The 23,606-nt window shown below is 68.2% G+C and carries 24 protein-coding genes and 4 tRNA genes; 18 read left to right on the forward strand and 10 right to left on the reverse strand.

What is annotated here, in order from left to right; translation table 11 throughout:
- Positions 1–63: 63 nt before the first annotated feature.
- From IG98_RS0103245 to IG98_RS0103275, 7 genes are all read left to right on the forward strand, one after another.
- Positions 64–402: an SCO3933 family regulatory protein gene (locus IG98_RS0103245; protein WP_030905158.1), complete on the forward strand. Its 339-nt coding sequence runs from the start codon at positions 64–66 to the stop codon at positions 400–402.
- A complete protein-coding gene (locus tag IG98_RS0103250) occupies positions 395–1,777 on the forward strand; it encodes an FtsK/SpoIIIE domain-containing protein (protein ID WP_051751448.1) in 1,383 nt (460 codons plus the stop codon). The genes IG98_RS0103245 and IG98_RS0103250 overlap by 8 nt, the downstream gene beginning before the upstream one ends.
- 5 nt (positions 1,778–1,782) lie before the next feature.
- Entirely contained in the window at positions 1,783–2,412 is a 630-nt protein-coding gene (locus tag IG98_RS0103255) for a DUF2637 domain-containing protein (RefSeq protein WP_030905164.1), read from the forward strand.
- A 12-nt stretch (positions 2,413–2,424) separates the two neighbouring features.
- Positions 2,425–2,556 carry a hypothetical protein gene (locus IG98_RS54170; RefSeq protein ID WP_281178418.1) on the forward strand — a complete coding sequence of 44 codons (132 nt, stop codon included), beginning with the start codon at positions 2,425–2,427 and terminating at the stop codon, positions 2,554–2,556.
- Between the two features lie 132 nt (positions 2,557–2,688).
- On the forward strand, positions 2,689–4,044 hold the full coding sequence (locus IG98_RS0103265; protein ID WP_084195101.1) for a replication initiator: 1,356 nt from the start codon (positions 2,689–2,691) through the stop codon (positions 4,042–4,044).
- Positions 4,037–4,216 (forward strand): excisionase family DNA-binding protein, encoded by a 180-nt coding sequence (locus tag IG98_RS0103270; protein ID WP_030905170.1) that lies wholly within the window; start codon positions 4,037–4,039, stop codon positions 4,214–4,216. The genes IG98_RS0103265 and IG98_RS0103270 overlap by 8 nt, the downstream gene beginning before the upstream one ends.
- Positions 4,216–5,487, forward strand: a complete 1,272-nt coding sequence (locus IG98_RS0103275) for a tyrosine-type recombinase/integrase (protein ID WP_211263867.1) — start codon at positions 4,216–4,218, stop codon at positions 5,485–5,487. Before IG98_RS0103270 ends, IG98_RS0103275 begins: the two co-directional genes overlap by 1 nt.
- 730 nt (positions 5,488–6,217) lie before the next feature.
- On the opposite strand, the gene IG98_RS0103280 is transcribed toward IG98_RS0103275, so the two are convergent.
- From IG98_RS0103280 to IG98_RS0103295, 4 genes are all read right to left on the reverse strand, one after another.
- Positions 6,218–6,291, reverse strand: a tRNA-Phe gene (locus tag IG98_RS0103280).
- 28 nt (positions 6,292–6,319) lie between these two features.
- Positions 6,320–6,394, reverse strand: a tRNA-Asp gene (locus IG98_RS0103285).
- 106 nt (positions 6,395–6,500) lie between these two features.
- Positions 6,501–6,573: transfer RNA gene (locus IG98_RS0103290), tRNA-Glu, on the reverse strand.
- Between the two features lie 92 nt (positions 6,574–6,665).
- On the reverse strand, positions 6,666–8,180 hold the full coding sequence (locus IG98_RS0103295; protein WP_030905176.1) for a metallophosphoesterase family protein: 1,515 nt from the start codon (positions 8,178–8,180) through the stop codon (positions 6,666–6,668).
- 35 nt (positions 8,181–8,215) lie between these two features.
- On the opposite strand from IG98_RS0103295, the gene IG98_RS0103300 reads away from it, so the two are divergent.
- Complete coding sequence (locus tag IG98_RS0103300) at positions 8,216–8,566, forward strand: metallopeptidase family protein (RefSeq protein WP_211263868.1); 351 nt, start codon at positions 8,216–8,218, stop codon at positions 8,564–8,566.
- A 168-nt stretch (positions 8,567–8,734) separates the two neighbouring features.
- A complete protein-coding gene (locus tag IG98_RS0103305; RefSeq protein ID WP_030905182.1) occupies positions 8,735–10,030 on the forward strand; it encodes an MFS transporter in 1,296 nt (431 codons plus the stop codon).
- 1 nt (position 10,031) lies between these two features.
- Here the strand turns inward: IG98_RS0103305 and IG98_RS0103310 are convergent, their stop codons facing one another.
- Positions 10,032–10,460 carry a PspC domain-containing protein gene (locus IG98_RS0103310; RefSeq protein WP_063766162.1) on the reverse strand — a complete coding sequence of 143 codons (429 nt, stop codon included), beginning with the start codon at positions 10,458–10,460 and terminating at the stop codon, positions 10,032–10,034.
- 119 nt (positions 10,461–10,579) lie between these two features.
- Here IG98_RS0103310 and IG98_RS0103315 point away from each other — a divergent pair, with 119 nt between their 5' ends.
- Positions 10,580–11,737 (forward strand): acyl-CoA dehydrogenase family protein, encoded by a 1,158-nt coding sequence (locus IG98_RS0103315; protein ID WP_030905188.1) that lies wholly within the window; start codon positions 10,580–10,582, stop codon positions 11,735–11,737.
- Positions 11,738–11,849: 112 nt separating this feature from the next.
- Here IG98_RS0103315 and IG98_RS0103320 read toward each other — a convergent pair whose 3' ends face one another.
- Complete coding sequence (locus IG98_RS0103320) at positions 11,850–12,473, reverse strand: 3'-5' exonuclease (protein WP_157594126.1); 624 nt, start codon at positions 12,471–12,473, stop codon at positions 11,850–11,852.
- Between the two features lie 116 nt (positions 12,474–12,589).
- Here IG98_RS0103320 and IG98_RS0103325 point away from each other — a divergent pair.
- Positions 12,590–12,662, forward strand: a tRNA-Lys gene (locus IG98_RS0103325).
- 258 nt (positions 12,663–12,920) lie between these two features.
- On the opposite strand, the gene IG98_RS0103330 is transcribed toward IG98_RS0103325, so the two are convergent.
- The 4 genes from IG98_RS0103330 to IG98_RS0103340 form a co-directional block, all read right to left on the reverse strand.
- The gene (locus IG98_RS0103330) at positions 12,921–13,400 is read right to left on the reverse strand and encodes a hypothetical protein (RefSeq protein ID WP_051751453.1); all 480 of its coding nucleotides are present in this window, start codon (positions 13,398–13,400) and stop codon (positions 12,921–12,923) included.
- An 87-nt stretch (positions 13,401–13,487) separates the two neighbouring features.
- Positions 13,488–13,685 carry a hypothetical protein gene (locus IG98_RS46525; protein ID WP_157594127.1) on the reverse strand — a complete coding sequence of 66 codons (198 nt, stop codon included), beginning with the start codon at positions 13,683–13,685 and terminating at the stop codon, positions 13,488–13,490.
- Positions 13,686–13,706: 21 nt separating this feature from the next.
- Complete coding sequence (locus tag IG98_RS46530) at positions 13,707–13,907, reverse strand: hypothetical protein (protein ID WP_051751457.1); 201 nt, start codon at positions 13,905–13,907, stop codon at positions 13,707–13,709.
- 332 nt (positions 13,908–14,239) lie between these two features.
- A complete protein-coding gene (locus tag IG98_RS0103340; RefSeq protein ID WP_030905192.1) occupies positions 14,240–14,854 on the reverse strand; it encodes a TetR/AcrR family transcriptional regulator in 615 nt (204 codons plus the stop codon).
- A gap of 193 nt (positions 14,855–15,047) precedes the next feature.
- Between IG98_RS0103340 and IG98_RS0103345 the strand changes: the two genes are divergently transcribed.
- From IG98_RS0103345 to IG98_RS0103375, 7 genes are all read left to right on the forward strand, one after another.
- On the forward strand, positions 15,048–16,658 hold the full coding sequence (locus IG98_RS0103345) for an MFS transporter (protein ID WP_030905193.1): 1,611 nt from the start codon (positions 15,048–15,050) through the stop codon (positions 16,656–16,658).
- A gap of 181 nt (positions 16,659–16,839) precedes the next feature.
- Positions 16,840–17,811, forward strand: a complete 972-nt coding sequence (locus IG98_RS0103350; RefSeq protein ID WP_030905194.1) for a phosphotriesterase family protein — start codon at positions 16,840–16,842, stop codon at positions 17,809–17,811.
- A 49-nt stretch (positions 17,812–17,860) separates the two neighbouring features.
- A complete protein-coding gene (locus IG98_RS0103355) occupies positions 17,861–18,814 on the forward strand; it encodes a phosphotriesterase family protein (protein ID WP_030905195.1) in 954 nt (317 codons plus the stop codon).
- A gap of 14 nt (positions 18,815–18,828) precedes the next feature.
- Positions 18,829–19,950, forward strand: a complete 1,122-nt coding sequence (locus tag IG98_RS0103360; RefSeq protein WP_030905197.1) for an FAD-dependent monooxygenase — start codon at positions 18,829–18,831, stop codon at positions 19,948–19,950.
- A gap of 4 nt (positions 19,951–19,954) precedes the next feature.
- Positions 19,955–20,875 carry an alpha/beta hydrolase gene (locus IG98_RS0103365; RefSeq protein ID WP_030905200.1) on the forward strand — a complete coding sequence of 307 codons (921 nt, stop codon included), beginning with the start codon at positions 19,955–19,957 and terminating at the stop codon, positions 20,873–20,875.
- Between the two features lie 35 nt (positions 20,876–20,910).
- Positions 20,911–21,849, forward strand: a complete 939-nt coding sequence (locus IG98_RS0103370; RefSeq protein ID WP_030905202.1) for an MBL fold metallo-hydrolase — start codon at positions 20,911–20,913, stop codon at positions 21,847–21,849.
- A gap of 18 nt (positions 21,850–21,867) precedes the next feature.
- Entirely contained in the window at positions 21,868–23,604 is a 1,737-nt protein-coding gene (locus IG98_RS0103375; protein ID WP_030905205.1) for a CocE/NonD family hydrolase, read from the forward strand.
- Positions 23,605–23,606 lie beyond the last annotated feature (2 nt).

The following is a 23,606-nucleotide window of genomic DNA, read 5'->3' on the forward strand; positions in this document are numbered from 1 at the left end:
CGGCGTGCGATCTCCCTCGTCCCCTATGCCCTGCTCAGCAGGCAGACGAGAGGTGTTTTCAGCATGCGCAACATCCCCATCCCGGTCGACGTCTCCCGGCTCCAGTTCATCTGCGTGAAGGCTCCGTGCCCGCGCATCGTGAACAAGGAGACCGGCGAGTTGAAGACCGACAAGGCCAGCGGCCAGACCGTCTACGAGGTGCTGTTCTCCGTTGAGGACGCCTTCGGCAAGATCGAGCTGGTCAAGATCGGCGTCGTCGGGGAGCCCTCGGTCTTCCCCGGCAACGAGGTCAAGCCTGTCGGCCTGGTCGGCTACGTCTGGGAACTGTCCGGCCGCTGGGGCATCGCCTACCGCGCCTCGGCACTCCTGGCCGCCAGCACCGTGGAGGCACGCGGTGTCTGACGGTCTTCTCCTCACGCTCGGAGTCCTGGCCACCTCGGTGGCCGGGCTCTGGGCCTGGCACCGCTGGCACTACCGGTCCTTCTGGATGTGCCTCGGCTACCCGCTGACCGCCGTCACGGTCCGCTTCACCTGGCGCAAGGTCGCCCTGGGCTGCGGACTGACCAAGAAGCGGCAGCGCTTCTGGTTCACCACCGTCCCCGGCCTGATCTCCTCGACCGGCCTCGTCCGCGTCAAGCGACGCCTGCAACGGGTCGCGGTCGACACCAAGCCGTGGATGTGGCTGCCCATGCCGACCCGTCACGGCTGGCGGGTCACCGTCCGTCTTCTGGAGGGACAGATCCCCGAGGACTACGCCCAGGTCGCCGACCGGCTCGCACACTCCTGGCGCGTGCACGCCGTACGCGTCTCCTCGACGAAACGGGGCCGCGTCACCCTCGCCGCGACCATCCGAGACCCGCTGGTCCGGATCAGTCAGGTCCCCGTCTCGACCGAACTCCTCAAGGTCACCGTCGGCCGGTTGGAGACCGGCTCCCCCTGGGTCATCGACTTCCGGACGGTCCCGCACTGGCTCAACGCGGGCGCCACCCAATCGGGCAAGTCGAACCTGGCCAACGCCCTCATCATCGGACTGTCCCCGCAACCGGTCGCGCTCGTCGGCTTCGACCTCAAGGGCGGGGTGGAGTTCACCCCCTACGAACCTCGCCTCTCAGCGCTGGCCACCTCCCGCGCCGAATGCGTGGAATTGCTGGATGACCTCGTCGCGCTGATGGCCGACCGGATGGCCGCGTGCCGTACGGCCGGAGCACGCAACATCTGGCAGCTGTCCAGCGACCGGCGGCCGGTTCCCGTCGTGGTCCTGGTCGACGAGCTGGCCGAGCTGTATCTGATGGCCGACAAGTCCGAGAAAGACGAGATCGCCAAGACCTCCACCGCGCTGCTGCGGGTCGCTCAGCTCGGGCGGGCGTTCGGGATCTATCTTTTCTGCTGCGGCCAGCGCATCGGCTCCGACCTCGGTCCCGGCGTCACCGCGCTGCGCGCTCAGTGCTCGGGACGGATCTGCCATCGGGTCAACGATCCCGAAACCGCGACCATGACCCTCGGCGATCTCGACCCTGCGGCGCTGGTCTCCGCTCGGGCCATCGCCTCCGAGACTCCCGGCGTCGCGATCGTGGCCGGACAGGACGGCCAGTGGTACCGGGCGCGCTCCTTCTACGTCTCCGAGCAGGCCGCCGAAGACGCCACCCACACCTACGCCGGTCTCACTCCGTCCTGGGCGGAGATCACGGCCGGTACCCACTGCGCCGAGGTGACCGATGCCGACCTCGCCGAGTTCCTCACCCCTGACCCCGTACTCCCGGAACTCCGGAAGGGCTGACCACCATGCGACGCCTCGCCTCCTGGCTGCTGGACTCCGGTCCCGTCATCGTCCTGGCGCTCATCGCCGGTGCCGGCTCTTTCTCCCACGTACGGAAGACAGCGGTGGAGCACGGGCAGACGGGCTGGATGGCCTGGGCGGTGGCCGTGTGCGTCGATCTGACCTGCGTCATGGCCGCCCGCGAACGTCAACGCGACAAGGAGATCGGCCGCAAGCGAACCGGTCCGCTCTCCTGGCCGACCTTCGTCCTCGTCGCCGGAATCGTCCTGTCCCTGGCCGCCAACCTCCACCAAGCCGAACCCTCCGTATGGGGCTGGCTGACCGCGGGCATTCCCGCCGCAGCGTTCCTGATCGCCGTCTCGATACTGGAACGCCGGGCGACCGGTCCCCGCCCCGAACCCTCCCCGGCCGTACCCGAGTCGGTCACCGCGCTTCCGGTTCTTCTCTCCGTCCCCGATGACGACCAGGGCGACGGTGCCGAACCGTCTCCCGCGCTCCTCGACTACGCCCGCCGCGTGGCCGACGAGCACCACGCCAAGCACGGCAAGCCCATCACCCTCGACCTGCTGCGCGCACGCCTGGGCGTGTCCGGCCAACTCGCCTCCGACCTACTGCGCCACCTGCGCACAGCGTGAAGGGAGTTCTCCATGCACGCCGAGACCGAGTTACTCCCGGTGGTCCGCTACCGCTGCTGCACCTGCAACGGGACCGGCGTCACCGGTGACGGCGAGACCTGCCCCGACTGCGACGGCATCGGGATCGACAACCACGGCGCATAGCCGTGAGCGCCCCCCGCGTGGCCACACAACCGCCAAGTTCCGCGCCACGCCGGGGGCCATCCCTCACAGATCACTCTGCACAGGACGGAACCTATCTTGCCCACCCTGACCGATCCACACGCGGTAGCTGGAATGATCTCCCGGCTCCGCGATCCCCACTACGAACGCTGGGCCTCCCAGATCCGCCGGACCGGCGGCTGCCGACAGCCGATCCACCTGCGCGGAAAGGTCGAACACTGGGACCGCGCGACCGGCACACTCCTGCACCGCTACAGCACCAACCTGGAACCGGACGGCGTACTGCGGGTGGCCTGCAAGACCCGCCGCGCGACCCGCTGCCCGTCCTGCGCCGAGACCTACCGGGCCGACACCTACCAACTGGTGCGCGCGGGCCTGGTCGGCGGCAAGGGCGTCCCGGCCTCGGTGAGCGCGCACCCCTGCCTGTTCGTCACGCTCACCGCGCCGTCCTTCGGGCCGGTGCACGTACGACGGGAGAAGAACGGCAAGGTCCTGCCGTGTCACGCCCGCCGCGACGCCGAGACCTGCCCGCACGGGCGGGTCATGTCCTGCACCACTCGGCACGGGGCCGACGAACCGTGCCTCGGTGAACCGCTGTGCCCGGAGTGTTACGACTACGCGGGCTCGGTGCTGTTCAACGCGATGTCCCCGGAACTGTGGCGACGCTTCACCGAGGCCCTGCGCCGACGCATCGCCAAGAACGCCGGACTGACCCAGCGGGAGCTACGGGAACAGGCCGTCATCTCCTTCGCCAAGGTGGCCGAGTACCAGCGGCGCGGGGTCGTCCACTTCCATGCCGTGATCCGCCTCGACGGCTCGGAGGGACCGGTCACGGCTCCCCCGGCCTGGGCAACGGCCGACCTGATGGCGGATGCCGTACGACATGCCGCCTCGGCGGTCGCGGTGACCGTGCCGAAGGTCCCCGGTGAGCCCACGCGGGTCTTCCGGTGGGGTGCTCAGCTCGACGTCCGACAGATCACCATGAACGGCGACCTCTCCGAACAGGCCGTCGCCGCCTACATCGCCAAATACGCCACCAAGGCCGCCGAGTGCGTCGGCACTCTGGACCGGCGCATCAACCTCCTCGACGACTTGACCGCCCTGCCGATCCGCGACCACCCCCGACGACTCATCGCCGAGTGCCTGCGCTTGGGCGTGCTCGACGAGCTGACCGAATTCCGGCTCGTGCAGTGGGCTCACATGCTCGGCTTCCGCGGCCACTTCTCCACGAAATCACGGCGCTACTCCACCACCCTCGGCGACCTTCGCGCCGAACGGGCCGACCACATGCGCGACGAGGCCGTCAGCACCGGCCGACTCCCCCTCTTCGAGGAGGACACCGTACTCGTCACCTCCCACTGGGACTACGCCGGACAGGGCCTGTCGGCCGGTGAACGGCTCCTCGCCGCCGCCTTGAGCGGCACCGATCTGCTTCCCCCCGCATTCCCGCCGGAGGCCGCGCATGGATGACGAGCAACTCCTGACCGTCGACGAGGCCGCCGCCCGCCTCCGGGTAAGCCGGTGGACCCTCTACTGCCTGATCCGCTCGAACGAGATCCGAAGCCTGAAGATCCGCCGTCGCCGTCTCATCCCGGTCGACGCGGTGACCGAGTGCATCCACAACCTGATGGAGGCGGCGTGATGACCAGGACAGCACTCGGCACGCCCGAGGAAGGGCCGAAGCGGCAGAGCAAGCGCCGCATGCGGAAGCGCTCCAACGGTGAGGGGAGCATCTGGCCCCGGAAGGACGGCCGGTACGGCTACGCCGCCTTCGTGCCCACCACGGGTGGAGCCGTCAAGCGCGTGCAGGGCTCGGCCCGGTCCCAGGAAGATGCGCGGAAGAAGCTGACCGAGCTTCTCAAGAACTCCGACGAGGGCATCCCCGTCTCCTCGGAGAACTGGACGGTCGGCGACTACCTGAACTACTGGCTCAAGTACATCGTCCGCGAGGAGCGGCGCCCCAAGACCTACCAGGGCTACGAGAGCGTCGTCCGGCTGCACCTGGTTCCCGGCCTGGGCAAGCGACGGCTGAACAAGCTCAACGCCCAGGAGGTCCGGCTGTTCATCACCCGAACCCGTACCGAGTGCCAGTGCTGCAAGCATGGTTGGGACGCCTCCCGTGAGATCCCCGTCTGCTGCGCGCTCAAGGACAGCGAGTGCTGCGAGTCCCGGCTGTCGACCCGCATGGTTCAGTCCGTGCACGCCGTACTCCGCAACGCCCTGGAGTCCGCGGTACGAGAGGAGATCATCCCGCGCAACGCGGCCAAGCTCGTCAAGGTCCCGGTTCCCAAGTACAAGGTCAATCGCGGTCTGACCGTGCCTCAGTCGCGTGCGGTTCTCAAGGCTGCTCACGAGCATCGGCTGTCGGCGCTCTACGTCCTGGCGCTCTGCCTCGGCCTGCGGCGCGGGGAGCTCCTCGGGCTGCGCTGGGTGGACATCGACCTCGACGGCGCGAAACTCGAAGTGATCCAGACCCTCCAGCGAGTCGGGGGTCGTCTCCAGTTCGTCCGGCCCAAGACCAATGACTCCGAGCGGACTGTCCCGCTTCCCTCGATCTGCGTGGAAGCGCTCCGGGCGCATCGCAAGCAGCAGTTCGCCGAACGCTCCGACCGCTGGGACGACTGGGAGGAACACGGCCTCGTCTTCCCGTCTCGGCGTGGAACGCCCATGGAGCCGGACAACCTCCGGCGAAGCTGGGGAGCGATTCGCAAGGCCGCCGGCCTCGGGGACATGCGCTTTCACGACCTCCGCCACACCTGCGTGACCCTGCTACTCAACCTCGGCGTCCCGCCCCAGGTCGTCCGAGACATCGTCGGCCACAGCGACATCGAGGTGACCATGACCATCTACGCCCATGTCACCCTCGACGACAAGCGCAACGCCCTCGGCAAACTCGGCGACGCGCTCGCCTAGAACAGGAGCCCTACTCCGACGCCTCGGCTTTGGCCGGGGCGTCTTGTCGTTCTCAAGCTCTTTAGCGGCAACTGTCAATAGAAGTCGCTGATGTGGCGCCAGATCAAAGCCGACTCACTTACGATGAGGCCAAGTGCACACAAAGTGGGAACCGCTTCCTCTTCGTCACTCGCAGGTGTCGGGATGTCCGTCACCTGAAGAATGACGGGAGTGAGGAGGTAATGTCGGTGGCCCGCCATCGGAAAAAACCCCACAATGTGTGGACACGGTGGTTGCCGGATCTTGATGCTGTCACAGCGATGGTCACTCTGCTCGCAGGGTTGGCTACCGTGATCGCGACGGTGATCTCACTTTACAAGTGAGATTGAACGGGCAACCCCCGGGCCAGTTCGGCCTCGCGGCGAGCGAGTCGTCCTGGTCCCGGATCAGGGTAAGCGTCACCGCTTACCCGAACTCGCACACGGGCTTGAGATCTCAGTGCCCCTGCACTGTCAACCGCCTCGCTCGCAGTGCTGAACTCACTCCGCAGCACCCAGTCGATTCGGTCCATGACCTCGGGTAAGCGCTACCGCTTACCCGCATCACCGGGGCTCCTCGTTTGAGGCATTACAAACTTCGATAGAAGCTGGCCCACGTTCCGCCGGGACGTTGCTGTCAGTGTTGCTGTCACCGGACATCAAAAAGCCCCGGGCCGTAATCGGCTCGGGGCGTTTTCCCTGCTCAATCAGTGTGGTCAGGGGCGGGGTCGAACCGCCGACCTTCCGCTTTTCAGGCGGACGCTCGTACCGACTGAGCTACCTGACCTTGGTGGTGGATCGAACACCTACCTGAGCGGTCCTGACGGGACTTGAACCCGCGACCTCCACCTTGACAGGGTGGCGAGCACTCCAAACTGCTCTACAGGACCTTGCTTGGCTGGGGCTTTTGTCCCCGGCCTTTCTGGCTTTGCCAGCCTACCAGTTCTTCGGAGGTCTTCGACCTTCCGTTTCCCTGGCGAGCCTTGGCTCTGCCGGTGCCCCCAACGGGATTCGAACCCGTGTCGCCGCCTTGAAAGGGCGGTGTCCTAGGCCACTAGACGATGGGGGCTCGGGACTCGCGTCCCGTTCCTTCGCCGTGCTCCGCTGGAGACCTCTGAAGCATAGGGGACTTTTGCCCCGTTGCCAAAGCGGCTTTCCGGCCTACGGCGTCGGTGTGACGGTGATGGACCCCGTTGGAGACGGAGCGATCGTCGGCACAGGAGAAATTGTACGGCCAGGCTCGGTCTCAACGTGACGCTGGATCTGAACCGACTGCTCACCGAGCCCTCCCAGGGTGATGTCGTCCCAGGCCCTCAGGCGGTGTGTGTCGGCGTCGAAGTACAGGACCGAGGCCTCGACGGGGGTGGGCTCGTCGTGTTCGAGGGCTCGCAGACCGGCACCGCCGGTGGATCCCTGGACCAGGAGGCGACTGCCGGAGGGCAGCAGTTCGGTGGATCGCTCGTGCGAGTGGCCGGTGAGGATCATCGGTGCCGCGCCGGAGAACCCCTTGGCGACCGTCGGGTCGTGGACGGCGATCAGGTCGACCTGCTTGGGGAGCCGGGCCAGCCTGGCCGCGTGGGAGCGGCCCAGCGCGTCGAGGGATTCGAGGTTGGAGTCGACGGAGACGGACTTGTCGGGGGTGAACCTGGGGTCGCCCAGGCCGTAGACGCGCAGCCCCGCCACGGTCTTGGCCGAGTCGTCGAGGACGACCGCGCCCTTCTGCCTGCGTACGGCCCGCTGGGTGGTCATGGAGTCGTGGTTGCCCCTGACGAAGACGTACGGGACACCGAATGTGCCGATCTCCTCGACGAACTTGTCCTCGGGGCCGGTGCCGTGGTCGGTCAGGTCGCCGGTGTCGATGATCGCGTCGATCTTGAACTGGGTGGTGATCGAGCGGATGAGGTTCCAGGCGATGGGGCTGAGGTGGATGTCGGAGACGTGCAGTATCCGGATCGAGGTGGGGTCGGCGTCGTAGACCGGCAGCGCGGAGACGACGTCGTAGAGCTGGGAGACGTTGTTGACGAGCTTGGCGAGCTGGACCCGGTAGGACTCGAACCTGGTCACGATCGACTCGGCGTCACCGACCAGCGTCGGCGCGTTGGCCAGCAGGCCGGTGTACTTGGGCTCCACCACGGAGTCCGGCCGGAAGGTCAGCGCGACAGCGGTGCCCGTGCCGGCGATCGCGACGACGACGGCCAGTGTGCCCGCGAGGGCGGGTCCCGGGCGACGGAAGACGATCAGGGACGCGACCAGGGCGCCCGCCAGGCCGCAGAAGGCGGCGCGCACGATCAGCGTCCTGACCCCGTTGCCCAGCTCCTCCTCCAGGAGCGCGGGGAGCCGGTCCGCGGAGAACCTCGGGTCGTCCAGGAACCCGCGCGCCCGGTCGGGGTTGATGTTCTCCAGGGTCACCCGGAGGCCGACCGGGGCGTTGTGCGTGTCGAACAGAAGTGTGCCGAAAGGGTGAGCATCCAACACGGTCTCCCCGGTCCACGAGGGCTCAGCGGACAGGCCGAGCTCCACCGGGCCGACATTGGACCGTACGGCCCCGCCGAGCATGATGCCGAGCCACGCACCCGCCAGTGCGACGGCCACGACGGCCGTGCCGCGGGCGATCCGCCTGCCCGCGCGACCGGTGGCGAGCCGGCGGGTCCTCTGGGTCCAATCAGCGAATTTCATGGGCCTCCACCTCGCCCCGGGAGCGCCGGGGCAGAATGACAGGTGTGATCGAGATCTCGCGGGAGAAGTTTGAGGAGCTTGTGGCCGAGGCTCTGGACACCATCCCCCCCGAGCTGACGAAAGTGATGGACAATGTGGTGCTCGTCGTCGTCGACGACCCGCCCGAACCAGATCTTCTGGGTCTTTACACCGGCATTCCCCTGACCGAACGTGGCGACTGGTACGCAGGAGTGCTACCCGACCGGATCGAGATCTACCGCAGGCCGATCTGTTCGATCTGCGAGACCGAGGAGCAGGTCATCGAAGAAGTGCAGATAACGGTAGTCCACGAAATCGCCCACCATTTCGGCATAGACGATGACCGGCTGCACGAGCTGGGCTGGTAACTAGCCCCGTACAACACATCAAAACCACCGTTCCTGAAATATCACAGCTTATCATCACGGTTTGCATGCGCTTGATTGCTTTCGGTTGCGCGTCGGCCCTACAGCAGGCACCGTAGGTTACACAGTGAACACCCACAGTCAGTGTGCCTGCGAGCTCAGCGGAGTCCTATGGCGGCGACCAAGTCCGGCCGACTACCCGGGCGGCACCGCCGTCCGGCGGAACGCCAAGCGACCTACGGCGAGGTCATCGCCATCGGCGAGTTCCGCGCGCTCTGGATCGGCCAGGGGCTCTCCCTGCTCGGCGACCAGCTCTCCCGGGTGGCGCTGTCCGTCCTGGTCTTCGAGCGGACGGACTCGCCCCTGGCCACGGCGTCGGTCTATGCCCTGACCTACCTGCCACCGATCATCGGCGGGCCGCTCCTCGCGGGACTCGCCGATCGCCACGCCCGACGGCGCATCATGCTCGTCTGTGACGTGCTCAGGGCCCTCCTGGTCGCGCTTATGGCGATCCCCGGCGCCTCGTTCGCCATGCTGTGCGTGCTGGTCTTCTGCGTGGTGCTGCTCAGCGCGCCGTTCTCGGCGGCGCGGGCGGCGCTCCTGCCGGAGTTGCTCACGGGCGACCGCTACGTCGCGGGCTCCGCCCTGCAGAACATGACCAACCAGGGCGCGCAGATGCTCGGCTTCGCCGCCGGCGGTTTCCTGATCATGGGAATGGGGCCGTACCGCGCGCTGGCCCTGGACGCGGCGACCTACCTGGCCTCCGCGCTCATCATCGTCTCGGGCGTACGGCGGCGTCCCGCCCCCATCCCCGCCGACGAGAACCGGCCCTCGATGTGGACGATGACCCGCGCCGGCGCCAGGCTGGTCTTCGGCGACCCCCGGCTACGAACGCTGGTGCTCTTCGCCTGGCTCTGCGGCTTCTACGTGCTCCCCGAGGGGATCGCGGCCCCGTACGCCGATGAGCTGACCGGAAACCCCCAGCACCTCTCCCTGGTCACCGGTCTGCTGATGGGGGCCATGCCCACCGGTACCGTCGTCGGCGCGTTCCTGTTCAGCCGCTACGTCAGCCCGTCGAACCGGCTGCGGTCGATGGGCTGGATGGCGATGCTGACCTGCGCGCCGCTGATCCTGTGCGCGGCGCGGCCGCCGCTGCCCGTGGTGCTGCTGCTCTGGTTCGCCTCGGGACTGGGCGGGGCCTACCAGCTCGCGGCCAATGCCGCGTTCGTGCAGTGCGTCCCCGCCGAGCGGCGGGGACAGGCATTCGGGCTGGTCCAGTCGGGCCTGCTGGCCTCCCAGGGCGTCGGGATCCTGGTAGGCGGGGCCGCGGCCGACCATCTCGGCCCCGAGATGGTGGTGGCACTGGCCGGCGCGACCGGACTCGCCGTGGCGGCCGCGCTGGCCGTGCTCTGGAGGGGATCCCGCAGGGAGATCATCGAGAGGGTTCGCACCGGGGCGAACTCCTGACTCACCCCTGGGTGCGGGGGTCGTCGCTACGCGGCGGCACCGTGCCGTACGGGGCCGAAGGGGGCTGGGGAGCCTGGTAGGGGGGATACTCGGGGGCCTGCTGGTGCGGGGCGCGGTGCTGGCTGGTGGCCTTGGCCCAGCCCTGCTCGGCCTTGGTCTTGGCGTCCACCCAGATCGGGTTGTCCTTGTTCTTGTCGATCAGGTCCTGGAGGACCGACCTGTCCTTGCTCTCCTCGGGCAGGAGCACCCAGCCGATCGCGTAGATCGCCACTCCGAGACCACCGAAGAAGGTGGCGATGGCGAGGGCCGCGCGGATGATGTTGGGGTCCACCCCGGTGTAGCGGCCGAGGCCGGAGGCCACACCGGCGATGATGCGCCCGTCCCTGGTTCTGCGGAGCTGCTTGACGCCGGAGAAGTCGTTTTCGTTCATGTATTAAGACTGCCCCGTGTCGGGTCCTCATCACATCGGGACTTCCCCTGGCACAACCCTGACATCCCCCCTGCTCGTCCCGGCAATACCCTGACAGGGCCGAACAGAGAGGAAAACCCATGGACGACCTCCTGCGTATCGACGACACGCTCTCCGAGGAGCAGCGGCTCATCCGCGACACCGTGCGGGACTTCGTCGCGGACCGGGTGCTCCCCCGTATCGGCGACTGGTTCGAGGAGGCCACCTTTCCCGCCCGCGAGCTCGCCCCGGTGCTCGGCTCGCTCGGCGTGCTGGGCATGCACCTCCAGGGGTACGGCTGCGCGGGCCTCGACGCCGTCTCGTACGGGGTGGCCTGCCGCGAGCTGGAGGCGGGGGACTCCGGGCTGCGGTCGTTCGTCTCCGTGCAGGGCTCGCTCGCGATGTTCCCGATCTGGAAGTACGGCTCCGCCGAGCAGCAGGACGAGTGGCTGCCCCGGATGGCCGCGGGTGAGGCGATCGGCTGCTTCGGCCTGACCGAGCCCGACCACGGCTCCGACCCGGCCGGCATGCGCACCCACGCCAAGCTGGACCCCTCGGGCGACTGGATACTCAACGGCGCCAAGATGTGGATCACCAACGGCTCGATCGCCGACGTGGCCGTGGTCTGGGCGCAGACCGAGGACGGCGTCCGCGGCTTCGTGGTGCCCACGGACACCCCTGGCTTCACCGCCCCGGAGATCCACCGGAAGATGTCCCTGCGTGCCTCGGTGACCTCGTCGCTCTACTTCGACGACGTCCGCCTGCCCGCCTCCGCCGTACTTCCCGGGGTGCGCGGCCTGAAGGGCCCGCTGTCCTGCCTGTCCGAGGCGCGCTTCGGCATTCTGTGGGGCGTGGTGGGGGCGGCCCGCGCCTGCCTGGAGTCCGCGGTCGACTACTCCACCTCCCGTATCCAGTTCGGCAGGCCCATCGGCGGCTTCCAGCTGACCCAGGAGAAGCTCGCCTGGATGTACGTCGGGTTGGGGCAGGCACAGCTCACCGCGCTCCATCTGGGCCGCCTCAAGGACGCGGGGGCCCTCACCCCCCGCCAGGTCAGCTTCGGCAAGCTCGCCAACGTCCGCGCCGCCCTGGACATCGCCCGCCAGGCACGCTCCATCCTGGGCGGCAACGGCATCACGCTGGAGTATCCGGTGATCCGGCACATGAACAACCTGGAGAGCGTGCTGACCTACGAGGGCACCCAGGAGATCCACACGCTCGTGCTCGGTGAGGCGCTGACCGGCATCCCCGCCTACCGCTGACGTTTCCGGGACGTGTCAGGGCCCTGGCGCTCGGGTCACCTTCGGCGAGGGTGACGCTGCGGTAGCCCGCAGGGCCTTGACGCACGCTCCGCCCGTGTCCGGTCTGCTCGGGCTACCTCCGGCGGGGGTGGCGCTGGGGCAGGCCGCAGGGGCGCCACTCGGGGGCCTGGGCCGCCCGTTCGAGCTTCTCCGCCCAGGAGACTCCGGTGCGCAGGTAGAACCGGAGCAGTTCGGCGGTGGCGCGGGCGTCGGCCAGCGCGGCGTGGGCCCCGAGGAGCGGGATACCCGCACGCTCGCAGCAGGCGGCGAGCGTCCACCTGCCGCCGGGGATGAAGTCGCGCGCCAGCCGTTGCGTGCACAGGGTCTCGGTCACCCACTCGCTTCCGGGCAGGTGCTCCAGGAAGCGCAGGTCGAAGGAGGCGTTGTGGGCCACCAGGACCCGGCCGGCGATCCGCTGCCAGACCTCGTCCAGCAACTCCTCGATCATCGGCGCGCCCGCGACCATCGCGCCGGTGATGCCGTGGACGTGCACGGCCCCGGTGCCGCGCCTCGGATCGACCAGCGAGTGCCACTCGTCGACGGTCTCGCCCTGGGCGTTCAGCGAGATGAGCGCTATCTCGCAGATCCGGTCGCCCCTGGAGGGCGAGAAACCGGTGGTCTCCACGTCGACCACGACATACCCTTGCCGCGTGGAGACATGTGCGCTGCGGGCGGGCTCAAGCCCCGAGCTCGTCATGTCCGCCACTCTAGGAGCCGTTCCCACCCTCCACCTGCCGTTCCGCAAACAGGTGACCGCGAATAGGCCTGGCGACGGACGTTAGTGGACACTATCCTCGGTACGCTGTCACCTGCGGGGCGTTAGCTCAATGGTTAGAGCTGCGGACTTTTAATCCGTAGGTTCTGGGTTCGAGTCCCAGGCGCCCTACCGCTCGCGAACAGGAACGTAGGCCCTGACCTGGGCCTACGTTCCTGGCGATCTTTCTCCGCCCATGCAGCCGGATGCAGTCAGATGCGGCCGTCTGCCAGGAGTCCCGGAATATACGCGGAATGGGACCGCCGCTGTTTTCCCAGGTCAGTTCAGAGGTTTCGGAAGCTCGCGGAGCGGTTCCAGGGCCACGGTGGCCGACACGACGAAGGACCCCGAGGGCTACCCGGAGTCCTTCGTGTCCTGCTGTTGAGAATGTCACGCCGTGAGCACTTCCAAGATCGGCTTGTTGGCCACCTCATGCTGGCCGTCGATGCACTTGGCGTAGACCTTGAGAAGCACATCCACTCCACTCCCCGCCACCTCCGGTACATGGACCCCCGCGTTCAACCAGAGCCAGACCGCCGCATGCCACAGGTCATACGGCCTGCGCGCCGGCGGTGAGGCGACCTGATCAGGCGTGAAGGCGTACGACCAGGCTTGCTTCCAGACCATCGAGACCGTGGAGCCGGGGAAGGTCTGACCGGTCCAGGTCCGAAACAGCCGGCCATCCCCGGCAACCCCGTACCGCCCGATGTGCTCACGCAGGATGACCACCAGCTCCGAGGAGATCGGCACCGTCCGGGTGGCTTTCTCGTCACGGTGCTTGAGCCCCCGTTCATCGTTGGACTCCCCCGAGCCGGTGTGCCGCGTGCAGCCGGGATGCGTCGACCGGTCATAAGGCTGGCACCTGGCCACAGCCCCGCACCATGCAGCACGACGATCGCCACGGGGTGCCCAGTCGGTCCTCGATGCCATGAATACCGACACCGCGGCGCCATTGGTTCAGGCAGACCGGAAGTAGCCATTGGCCTTCGGCTGGAACATCAACACCATGGCGGCGAGCACGGCCAGCACGTGAGCCAACCGGCTGGCGTCGAACAGCAGTTCCATGGCATCGGCTCCGGAGACGGCCTCGACGATCGAGTGTCCCGCTAGCAGCCACTGCACGGGCTCGACGGCCATCGACAGCAGCCCGAACACCCCGAGGAGCACGGCCAGGGCCTAACGCGCCCAGTTACGGCCCTGCCGGAGTCGCAATGCCAGGAAAATCGCTGTCCCGAACACTACGAGCCGGAGCCCGACACCCGAGATCAGTACCCCCGCCGTGGCCGAACCATCGGAGAACATGCCGATGACGGCCAGCAGGGTCTCAAAGGCCCCTGCGGCGACCGCACCGATCCAGAGGACGGCGGAGGTGTACACGATGGGGAGCGCGGGAGTGGGTGACTGCGGTCATGAGAGGCTTCCAGAACGAAATCGCTTATCCCTGAAGTCTCCTGCGCGCCACCGTTCTGGATCACGCCTGCCATCCCTCGAATGCCGGGTACGGCAGGCCCTACCAGCGATCACCCATCGAGTGAGCACTGCGTCGAGCGCCGCGTCCTGTAGCCGTACCAGATGCCGGTGTCCTGTCTCAAAAGAGGTGACGTGGCGAGCATCGGGGACAAATCGCGGTCTACCCAGGAGCGCTGCGTGTGGTAATGCCAAGCAGCCATCCGACCCGACGAACTCCGCGCCGAGCCAGTCGAAAGCGCTCAGTGGCGCCCGATCGAGCCGAACCAGCTCTCGGTGAGGACGTCCAGCATCTCGTCGCGCCCGACGCCCCAGGTCCCCGGTTTCCAGTGGCGCGCGACGTGGTCGAGCTCGGTGATGGCGATGACGCCGCGAAAGTGGCGGGTGCCGGCCGGGAACCGGTCGGCACGGTCGAGCCCCTCCTTGATGTCACCGATGGCCTCGTTCAGCCACTCGTCGAGGAGGGTGCGGATCTCGGGGTCGACGGCCGCGGCCTCGAAGGCGGCCGTGGTGTAGGGACGAATCACATCCCATCGTTCCGAGGTCGACGCGAGCCACCTGCGGATCCGCTCTCGCGAGCCGTCCTCGACCACGGCGACCAGCTCACGCTCGGTCGATCCGTGCTCGGCGGAGGGGAGCCGGTCGAGCGCGGCGTTGAGCCGCTCGGAGATGAGGGCCTTCATCAGATCGACCTTGGAGGGAAAGTACGCGTAGAAGGTCACCCGCGTCGTCCCCGCCACCGACGCGATGTCGTCGACCGTCGTCGTCGCGTAGCCCTTCGACCCGAACAGGTCCAGGCCGGCGTCGAGCAGGAGCTTTCTCGTCATCTCCTTCTGTGCCGCACGAAGCGTAGCCATGCCGCCAGCATAGAGCACGACGACTGCGTTCCGCCCTTGCTGATCGTTCTTAATACGTATTGCTCAGACTCTTGATGCAGTGTCAAGTTATATGACACCTTGCACGTTTAACAGGTGGTCGTGCTCGCCTCGGGTGGCCGATCCCGAGCGGCCGGAGCCGATCGTCCGGCCCATCGACAAGGAAGAAATCGCAATGACGCAGACCGCTGCGCGCAAGCAGGGCTACACCGCCACGGTGGTCGCCGGCTGCTTTGCCGTACTCCTCGCGCAAGTGGCGTACTCGCTGCCCGGCGCGCTCAATGGCACCTTCCAGCAGGAGTTCCAGACCACCGGTGCCGAACTGGCCTGGATCACGGCCGCCTTCGCCATCCCCATGGTCGTCTTCGAGCTGACCACCGGCGCGATCGGTGACCTGTTCGGTCGCAGGCGGCTGCTGCAGGTCGGTGCTCTGCTGACCGTTGCCGGCTCGCTCGTCAGCTGCGTCGCAGAGACGGTCCAGATCCTGTGGATCGGGCAGGTCGTCGCGGGTCTCGGCGCCGCGATCCTCTACCCGATCTCGCTCGCCATGCTGGCCGCGGTCAGCCCGTCACAGGAGGCCCGTACCAAGGCCATCGCCGTCTGGGCCGGCTTCCTCTCGATCGGTGCGGCGATCTCCCCGCTGATGGGCGGGTGGCTGGCCGCGGAGGGCAACTGGCGAACGTCGTACATCGTGGTGATCGCGGCGGCGGTCGTCTCGATCATCATCACCCGGTTCGCCGCCGACTCCTCGGCGCCGGAGGGGCGCAAGCTGGACATCCCCGGCCAGGTCACGCTGGCCCTCGGCCTGATCGCCATCCTCTTCGCCGCCACGCAGGGCTCCGAAGCCGGCTTCGCCCGCCCCGAGATCATCGGCGCCTTCGTCGCGGGCCTCGTGCTCCTCGGCGCCTTCGTCGTCATCGAGTCGCGGGCCGACGTCCCGCTGCTGCACCTCAACATCTTCGCCAACCGTTCCTACGCGATCGTCGCGATCGCCACGGTGGTCGGCATGTTCGCGTTCCTCGCGATCTGCTATTCGATGAGCATCTGGCTCGGCGCGATCCAGCACCAGAGCGCTCTGAAGATCGGCGTGCTGTTCCTGTTCATCCAGGGCCCGGCCTTCGTGCTGATGACGGCCGTCTCCCACCTGATCAGGAACTTCTCGCCCCGCTGGGTGCTCACCGTCGGTTTCGCCCTCATCGCCGTCAGCGGTGTCTGGTGCTCGACGTTCGACGTCCACGACATGAACTGGACACGGTTCATCGGTCCGATGCTGGCCCTCGGTGTCGGCTTCGCGCTCACCGTCGGCTCGATCACGGCCGTTGCGATCAACGCCGTCCCGCTGCGGCTCGCGGGCATGGCCAGTGCCACCACCAACCTGCTCCGCGACTTCGGCTTCGCTCTCGGTCCGGTGCTCATCGCCGCGTTCGCGGTCAGCGGGGCGAACAGTGACCTGAACACCGGTTTCGGCAGGGCGATCGGTGAGTCCGGGCTCGAACCGCCGTACACCGACATCGCCGGGGGCATCGCGCATGGGGGTGGCGCCATGGCGATCAACTCGATGCCGGTCGTGCCCGGTGCGGGTCCGGACATGCCATCGGTGCCGATGCCGGAGAGCCTCCGCGCGCTCGCGCTCGAATCGCTCGGCAACGCCTACAGCCTCGCATTCCTGGTCGCCGCCCTCTGCGCCGCCGCCGCCGCGGCTCTGACGCTGTTCGGACTCTTCGGCTCGAAGCGCGCCGACGTCGAGGAGCCGCTGAGCGACGAGGAACTCGTCCCCGCCGAGTGACCTGAGAGCCGCCGGACCGCGTCGAGGTCCCTGCTTCCCGGGGACCTCGACCTGTTCTGTACGGATAGATTATCCAGTTTACCCATTGGATAATTGATTGACACGATGTAAAATCTACGTAACACGATTCACTTCGCGACGTGACCGCGGTCACTCGCCGAGACTGAAAGGAGGGGCAGCGTTGGGTGCCCAGACTGCCGTCAACACCGTCCTCGGCCCCGTTCCAGCACAGGAGCTGGGGGTCGTCTCGGTTCACGAGGCTCTGCTGTCGGTGGTTCCGGGAGCGGAGTACGCGTTCGACGTCACCCTCGACCGTGCCGAGATCTTCGAGATCCTGGCCGAGAAGCTGAACGACTTCCGCAGGCACGGCGGCGGAACGATCGTCGACAGCACCGGCATGTTCCACGGGCGCGATGTACGGCTGTACGAGGCCCTCTCGCGCACGACCGGCGTGCACATCGTCGCGTCGACGGGCCAGGGCCCCGAGGAGATGCTCGGCGGCTACTTCCTGACGCCGCAGACCAACCCTCCGACGCCATGGCCGGCCGAGAAGTTCGCCGACCTCTTCGCCAAGGAGGTCACCGAGGGCATGGTGGTCCCCCGCGTCGAGCGGCGGGGCGCCGCGGGCCTCGTGGCCACCGCCGCGACCCTCGCGGGCATGACCGCGACCGACGAGAGCCTGTTCCGCGGTGCGGCCCGCGCCGCCCTGACCACCGGTGTCGCGGTGTCCATCCGCTACGGGAACGACGCCGTGCGCGACCTCGAGGTCGTCCTGGACGAGAAGCTGCCGGCCGACCGCGTCGTTGTCGGCGGGCTCGACCGCGGGGACGCCGTCGCGGCCGGCGCGCCGCTCAAGGTCGCGGCCCGCGGCGCCTACGTCGCCCTCGACCATGTGGGCACCGAGGACGACGCCCACGTCACCGACGCCGAGCGCGCCGCCCTGGTCGCCGAGCTGATCGAGGCCGGCCACGGCGACCGGGTCCTGCTTTCGAGCAACGCGACCGGGGTCGCCAAGGGCCACCCGGCAGGCGACGTGCGCTACAGCTCCGTCCTGACCACGTTCGTCCCCCTCCTGACGGCGCAGGGCCTCAGCGACGAGGACGTCCGGCGGATCCTCGTGGACAACCCGCGCGACCTGCTGTCGGTGCGCTGAGCGCGCGTCAGCCCAAGACCATCAAGTTTTTCGCTAAAAGGTGAGTGCCGTGTCGAGAGTGAACACCGTCCTGGGGCCGGTCCCGACCGAGGAACTGGGCCTCGTCGCCGTCCACGAGCACATCGGGTACGGCATGCCGGGCTCCGAGCTGGACACGAAGTGGTGGAAGACCCCCGAGCAGCAGTACGAGGAGACCGTCCCGAAGCTGCGCCGGTTCCATGAGTACGGCGGCGGCACGTTCGTCGACGCGACCGGCATCTGCAACGGCCGAGACGTCGACTATTACCGGTCGCTGTCCGCGAAGACCGGCGTGCACATCGTGGCGAGCACCGGCTTTGTCGGCGGCGACACCGCGCTGCCGTTCTTCGCCCGGGCGAGCGTGGCATACCTGGCCGAGCACTTCATCCACGAGATCACCGTCGGCATCGGCGACACCGGCGGCAAGGCCGGCATCATCAAGGTCGGCGTCAGCCGGGGCGGCCGGATGACCGACCTCGACAAGCGCATCTATCGCGCGGCCGCCCGCGCATCCAAGGCCACCGGGGTCGGCATCCTGACCCACCTGGCCATCGACGCCGAGAACGCGATCGCGATCTTCAACGAGGAGGGCCTCCCCCTCGACCGTGTGCTCTTCGGGCACGTCGACGACGGTGTCAACGCCGACAAGACCCGCGACACCTGGATCGCCGACCAGGGAGGCCGGATCGGCTTCGACACCTTCGGCTACGAGACCGAGCTTGAGGACCCGCCGTTCTGGGCCCGTCCGCGCAAGGAGCGCCTGGACCACTTCCTCCGGTTCATCAGCGGGGGTCGCATCAAGCAGGTGCTCGCCTCGGCAGACGCCAACTGCAGCCCGCTGGGCTGGCCGGGCGTGAAGGGCCACACCGTCAACTACATCTTCACCGACCTCATCCCGGACCTCCGCTCCGCCGGTCTCGACGAGGCCGCCATCAAGACGATCTTCGTCGACAACCCCGCCGACTTCCTTTCCATCAAGAACTGACAAGGACCAGAACCATGCAGTCCGCAGACCTGAAGAATCTGAACATCGCCGTCATCGGCGCGGGATACGGCGGCGCTGCCGCGGCCAAGGCCCTGAGCCTCCTCGGCGCCACCGTCGACGTCTACGAGCAGGCGAGCCAGATCCGCGAGGTCGGCGCCGGCATCGGCCTGCGGCCGTCCACCATGGACCGGTTCCGCCAGTGGGGCATCTTCGACGCGATCGCGAAGGTGAGCTCACCGAGCGACTACTTCGAGATCCTCACCGGCACAGCCGATCCGATCATGAAGGAGGCGTGGCCGGAGATCGACACCTTCGGCGAGAAGACCCACCTGATCCACCGCGGGGACTTCATCGAGGCCCTCCTGGGTGTGCTCCCCGAGGGCATGGTGCACCTCGGTCACAAGCTGGAGAGCATCAAGGACGAGGGTGAGGCGGCGACGTTGACCTTCGCCAACGGCACGTCGGTCACCGCCGACCTGGTGGTCGGTGCCGACGGCATCAAGTCGGTCGTGCGCGAGCAGCTGTTCGGCGACAACCAGCCGGTGTTCTCCGGCGAGCACGCCTACCGCGCGGTGATCTCCGTCGACGACGCCCACGGGATGGCCGTCGACGACAACCTCCGGATGTACATCGGCCGGGGCACGAAGGTCTACTTCCTGCCGCTGCGCCACCGCGACCAGGTCTCGTTCGACATCACCGCCCTGTGTCCGGACGGCAGCTGGGCCCCGAAGGTCACCAAGGACGACCTGCTGAAGACCGTCGAGGGTTTCGACGAGCGGATCGTGAACATCACTCGCGACCTCGACCTGAACGCCGTCAACTGCCGCGCGGTCTACGACATCGACCCGGTAGACACCTGGCACTCGGACTCCGTCGTCCTCGTGGGCGACGCGGCCCACTCGATGCTGCACCACCAGGGCCAGGGCGCGAACTCGGCGATCCTGGACGCCGGTGCCCTGGCCGACGCCCTCGCCGAGGCCGACTCCGTCAAGGAGGCGCTGGCGCTCTACCAGGCCACCCGCAAGCCGGTGACCGACGAGCTGCAGCGGATCTCGCGCCAGGGCTGGACCGAGGACGAGGTCAACGACGTCTTCCCGGGTCAGAAGCCCGCGTCCCAGCAGCCGCAGGGGGTCTGACATCATGCCGCTACACCCCGACATCGCCCAGGCTCTCGCCGGACTGTCGGCGCCGCCTCCCGGTCCGCTGAACCCGGAGGCGATGCGCGCCGGCGAGGAGTCCCAGGTTCCGCCCGTGGCCGACCGCCTGCCGCTCCACTCCGTCGAGGACCTCACCGCACAGACCGCCGCCGGCGAGGTCCCGATGCGGGTCTACACGCCGGTCGAGGCCGACGCGTACGGCGTACTGGTCTATTTCCACGGCGGCGCGTTCTTCCTCGGCAGCCTTGAGACGCACGACCACATCGCGCGCTCCCTGGCCAGGGAGACCGGGCTCAAGGTCGTCTCCGTCGGCTACCGGCTGGCGCCCGAGCACGCCTTCCCGGCCGGTCTCAACGACTGCTACGCCGCGGTCCGATGGGCCGCCGAGAACGGCGAGACCCTGGGCTGGAACGGCACGACGCTGGCCATCGCCGGTGACAGCTCCGGCGGCACGTTCGTCGCCGCGGTCGCCGGCATGGCGCACGACGACGGCTTCCGCCGGATCACCCACCAGGTGATGTTCTACCCGTCGCTCGACCTGGACTTCGACGTCGACCGCTACCCGTCGCTGCGGGAGAACGCCGTCGGCTACGGGCTGGAGACGGCCGGGCTGAAGCCGTTCAACGCCTTCTACCTCGACAGCGGCGCCGACCCGGCCGACCCCCGCGTCTCCCCGATCAGGCGGGCGGACCTCACCGGGCTGCCGCCGGCACTGATCGTCACCGGCGAGCTCGACCCGCTGCGGGACGAGGGCGAGCTCTACGGCCGGAAGCTGAAGGAGGCCGGCGTGGACGCGACCGTCAGCCGGTACGCCGGCGCGGGGCACGGGTTCGTGCAGCACTTCTCCTGGATCCCGGAGTACCACCGGGCCTACGCGGAGACCCGCGACTTCCTCGCGCACTGACCCGCGCCGCCCCGCGGAGCTTACGAAGGAGAGCCATGTCCGCAATGAAAGTCCATCCCCTGGTCTCGCCGTGGGGCCGGTTCGGTCTCTACAGCTTCTTCATCGACGCGCCGGAGCCGGCCATCGTCGACACCGGCATCGCCTCCTCCCCCGCCGAGGGCATGGCCCCCGCGCTCAGGGCCATCGGCCGCAGGATCGAGGACGTGCGCTGGATCCTGCTGACCCACGGCCACATCGACCACGTCGGCGGGGCCCACGCCCTGTGGGAGCTCACCGGCAGGCGCGCGCAGGTCGTGATCCACGAGGCCGACGCGCCGATGCTGCGCTCGCGCCGGGCCCACGTGGACGAGTACCTCACCGGGCGGGGGCGATACCTGAACGACGCCGAGGGCGAGGCGAAGGTGACGGCCGCGGCCGACGCGGTCATCTCCGGCGAGATGGAGCCGACCATGCTCGTCAAGGGGGGCGAGACGATCTCGCTCGGCGGTGACGTCACCGTCTCCGTCCACTCGATCCCCGGCCACACGCCGGGGTCGGTCGCCTACGTCATCGACGGCCGGCGCTCCGTCTTCGTCGGCGACGCGGTCCAGGTGCACGGGGCCGCAGGCGGCTTCCCGGGCTTCGAGGACCCGGCCGCCTACCGCGCGAGCCTCGCGTACCTGCGCGACGAGATCCGTCCGCGACACCTCTACCTCGGCCACCCCTACCGCCGCACCGACGGCACACCGTACGGCGTCGAACTCGACGCCGAGCAGGCCGAGGAGGCGCTCCGGGAGAGCCTCGACATCGAGGACCGGGTCGGCAAGGCGGCCCACGACTGCCTGTGCGCGGGCCTGAAGGAGACGGACTCGGCGTACTCCCCCTTCGCCCCCGTGGCCCGAAAGGTCGGCTACACCGCCGACCCCGCCCTTGAACCGTCGTCGTTCTTCACGTCGATGCACGGCTACCGCACGCACTTCAACCAGAACACGTGACAGAGGAACTTCGTATCCATGGCTGACTTCCAGACCATCCAGGCGGGCCAGGACAAGATCGCTGTCCGTAAGGACCTCCGCGTGCCGATGCGCGACGGCGTCGCGCTGGCCGCCGACGCCTACCAGGGGGTCGACGACAAGCCGCGTCCGGCGCTCGTGGCGCTCAGCCCGTACGGCAAGGAACTGCAGGCCCTCGCGCTCACCACGCCGCCGCAGCGGCGCCCCAGCCCGATGTGGGACGGCTGCGTCGAGGCGGGCGACATCGCGCGCGTCGTCAAGGAGGACTACGTCCACGTCATCGGCGACCTGCGCGGCTACGGCGCCTCCGAGGGCGAGCACATCGGCAACTACAACGCCGGTGGTGTCTCACTCGGCCAGGACGCGTACGACTTCATCGAGTGGGTCGCGGCGCAGCCGTGGTGCGACGGCAACGTCGGCATGATCGGCATTTCCTACTTCGGCTCGATGCAGGTGCTGGCGGCGGCCGAGCGGCCGCCCAGCCTCAAGGCGATCTTCGTCAGCGGCGGCCACTACGACTTCTACGAGACCACCTACCACGGCGGCGTCATGTGGTTCATGCCGCGCGCCGCCCGCGAGGGCCGCGGTGGCGACTCCGGCTGGGCCTTCACCGACGGCGTCAAGTCCCGCATGCTCGAGACCTACTCCCCGGAGGAGATCAGGGAGCGCGTCGCCAGGCGGCTCCAGGACCCGGACGTGGCCGCCTGGCCGAACCTGGTCCACGTGCTGAACTACCCGAAGAACCACGAGGCCTGGTTCGACATCGTGATGAACGAGGTCGACGGCGAGTGGTACGAGGAGCGCAACCCGGTCACGCTCGCGCCCGACATCGACATCCCGGTCTGGCTCCAGATCGACCAGGGCCGCGGCTGGACGATGGACGGCACCATCGAGCTCTACGACTCGCTGAAGGGCCCGAAGAAGCTCGACATCGGCCCCTACCCGCCGATGCAGTCGCGCCCCTTCATCGAGGAGCACGACAAGATGTTCCGCTGGTACGAGTACTGGCTCAAGGGCATCGACAACGGCGTCATGGACGAGCCCGCCGTCACCGTCTTCGTCGAGGGCACCCGCGAGAACGTCACCGGCGCGCAGTGGCCGCCGAAGGACGTGGAGTACAGGTCGCTCTACCTCCGCCCGCGCCGCGGGCTCTCCTTCGAGCCCGAGCCCATGGGCGCCGAGTACGCCGCCCCCGACGGCTTCTACCAGGCGCCGCTGACGGTGACCGACAAGGTGGAGAGGCTGAGCTGGAGTACGGTTCCGTTCGACGAGCCCACCGAGATGATCGGTCAGGGTGCCGCGCACATCTTCGTGGAGATCGACCAGCCCGACACGAATCTCATCCTGCGCGTGTGGGACGAGGCCCCGAACGGCAGGCGTCAGCTCGTCACGACCGCCTACCTCAAGGCCTCGCACCGTGAGCTCGACGAGGAGCGCACCACGGAGGGCGACCCCCACCACCCGCACACCCGCGCGGTGCCGGTCGAGCCGGGGAGGATCGAGGAGTACGTGCTGCGCGTCTACCCGTTCGCGGCGACGTTCCTGCCCGGCCACAGGCTGGTCGCGGAGCTGTCCAACGACGAACCGCTGGCCGACGAGCACAACGCCCTGCTGCCGCCGGACGCGTTCCACCTGCCGGTGGGTCGCCCCGTCACCCACAAGATCTATCGCGACGCCGCCCACCGGTCCCGGCTCGTGCTGCCGTTCACGAAGCGCGCCGCGGTGGAGAACAGATAGCC

The organism is Streptosporangium amethystogenes, assembly GCF_000721075.1.
In the GTDB taxonomy this organism is placed as follows: Bacteria; Actinomycetota; Actinomycetes; order Streptosporangiales; family Streptosporangiaceae; genus Streptosporangium; species Streptosporangium amethystogenes.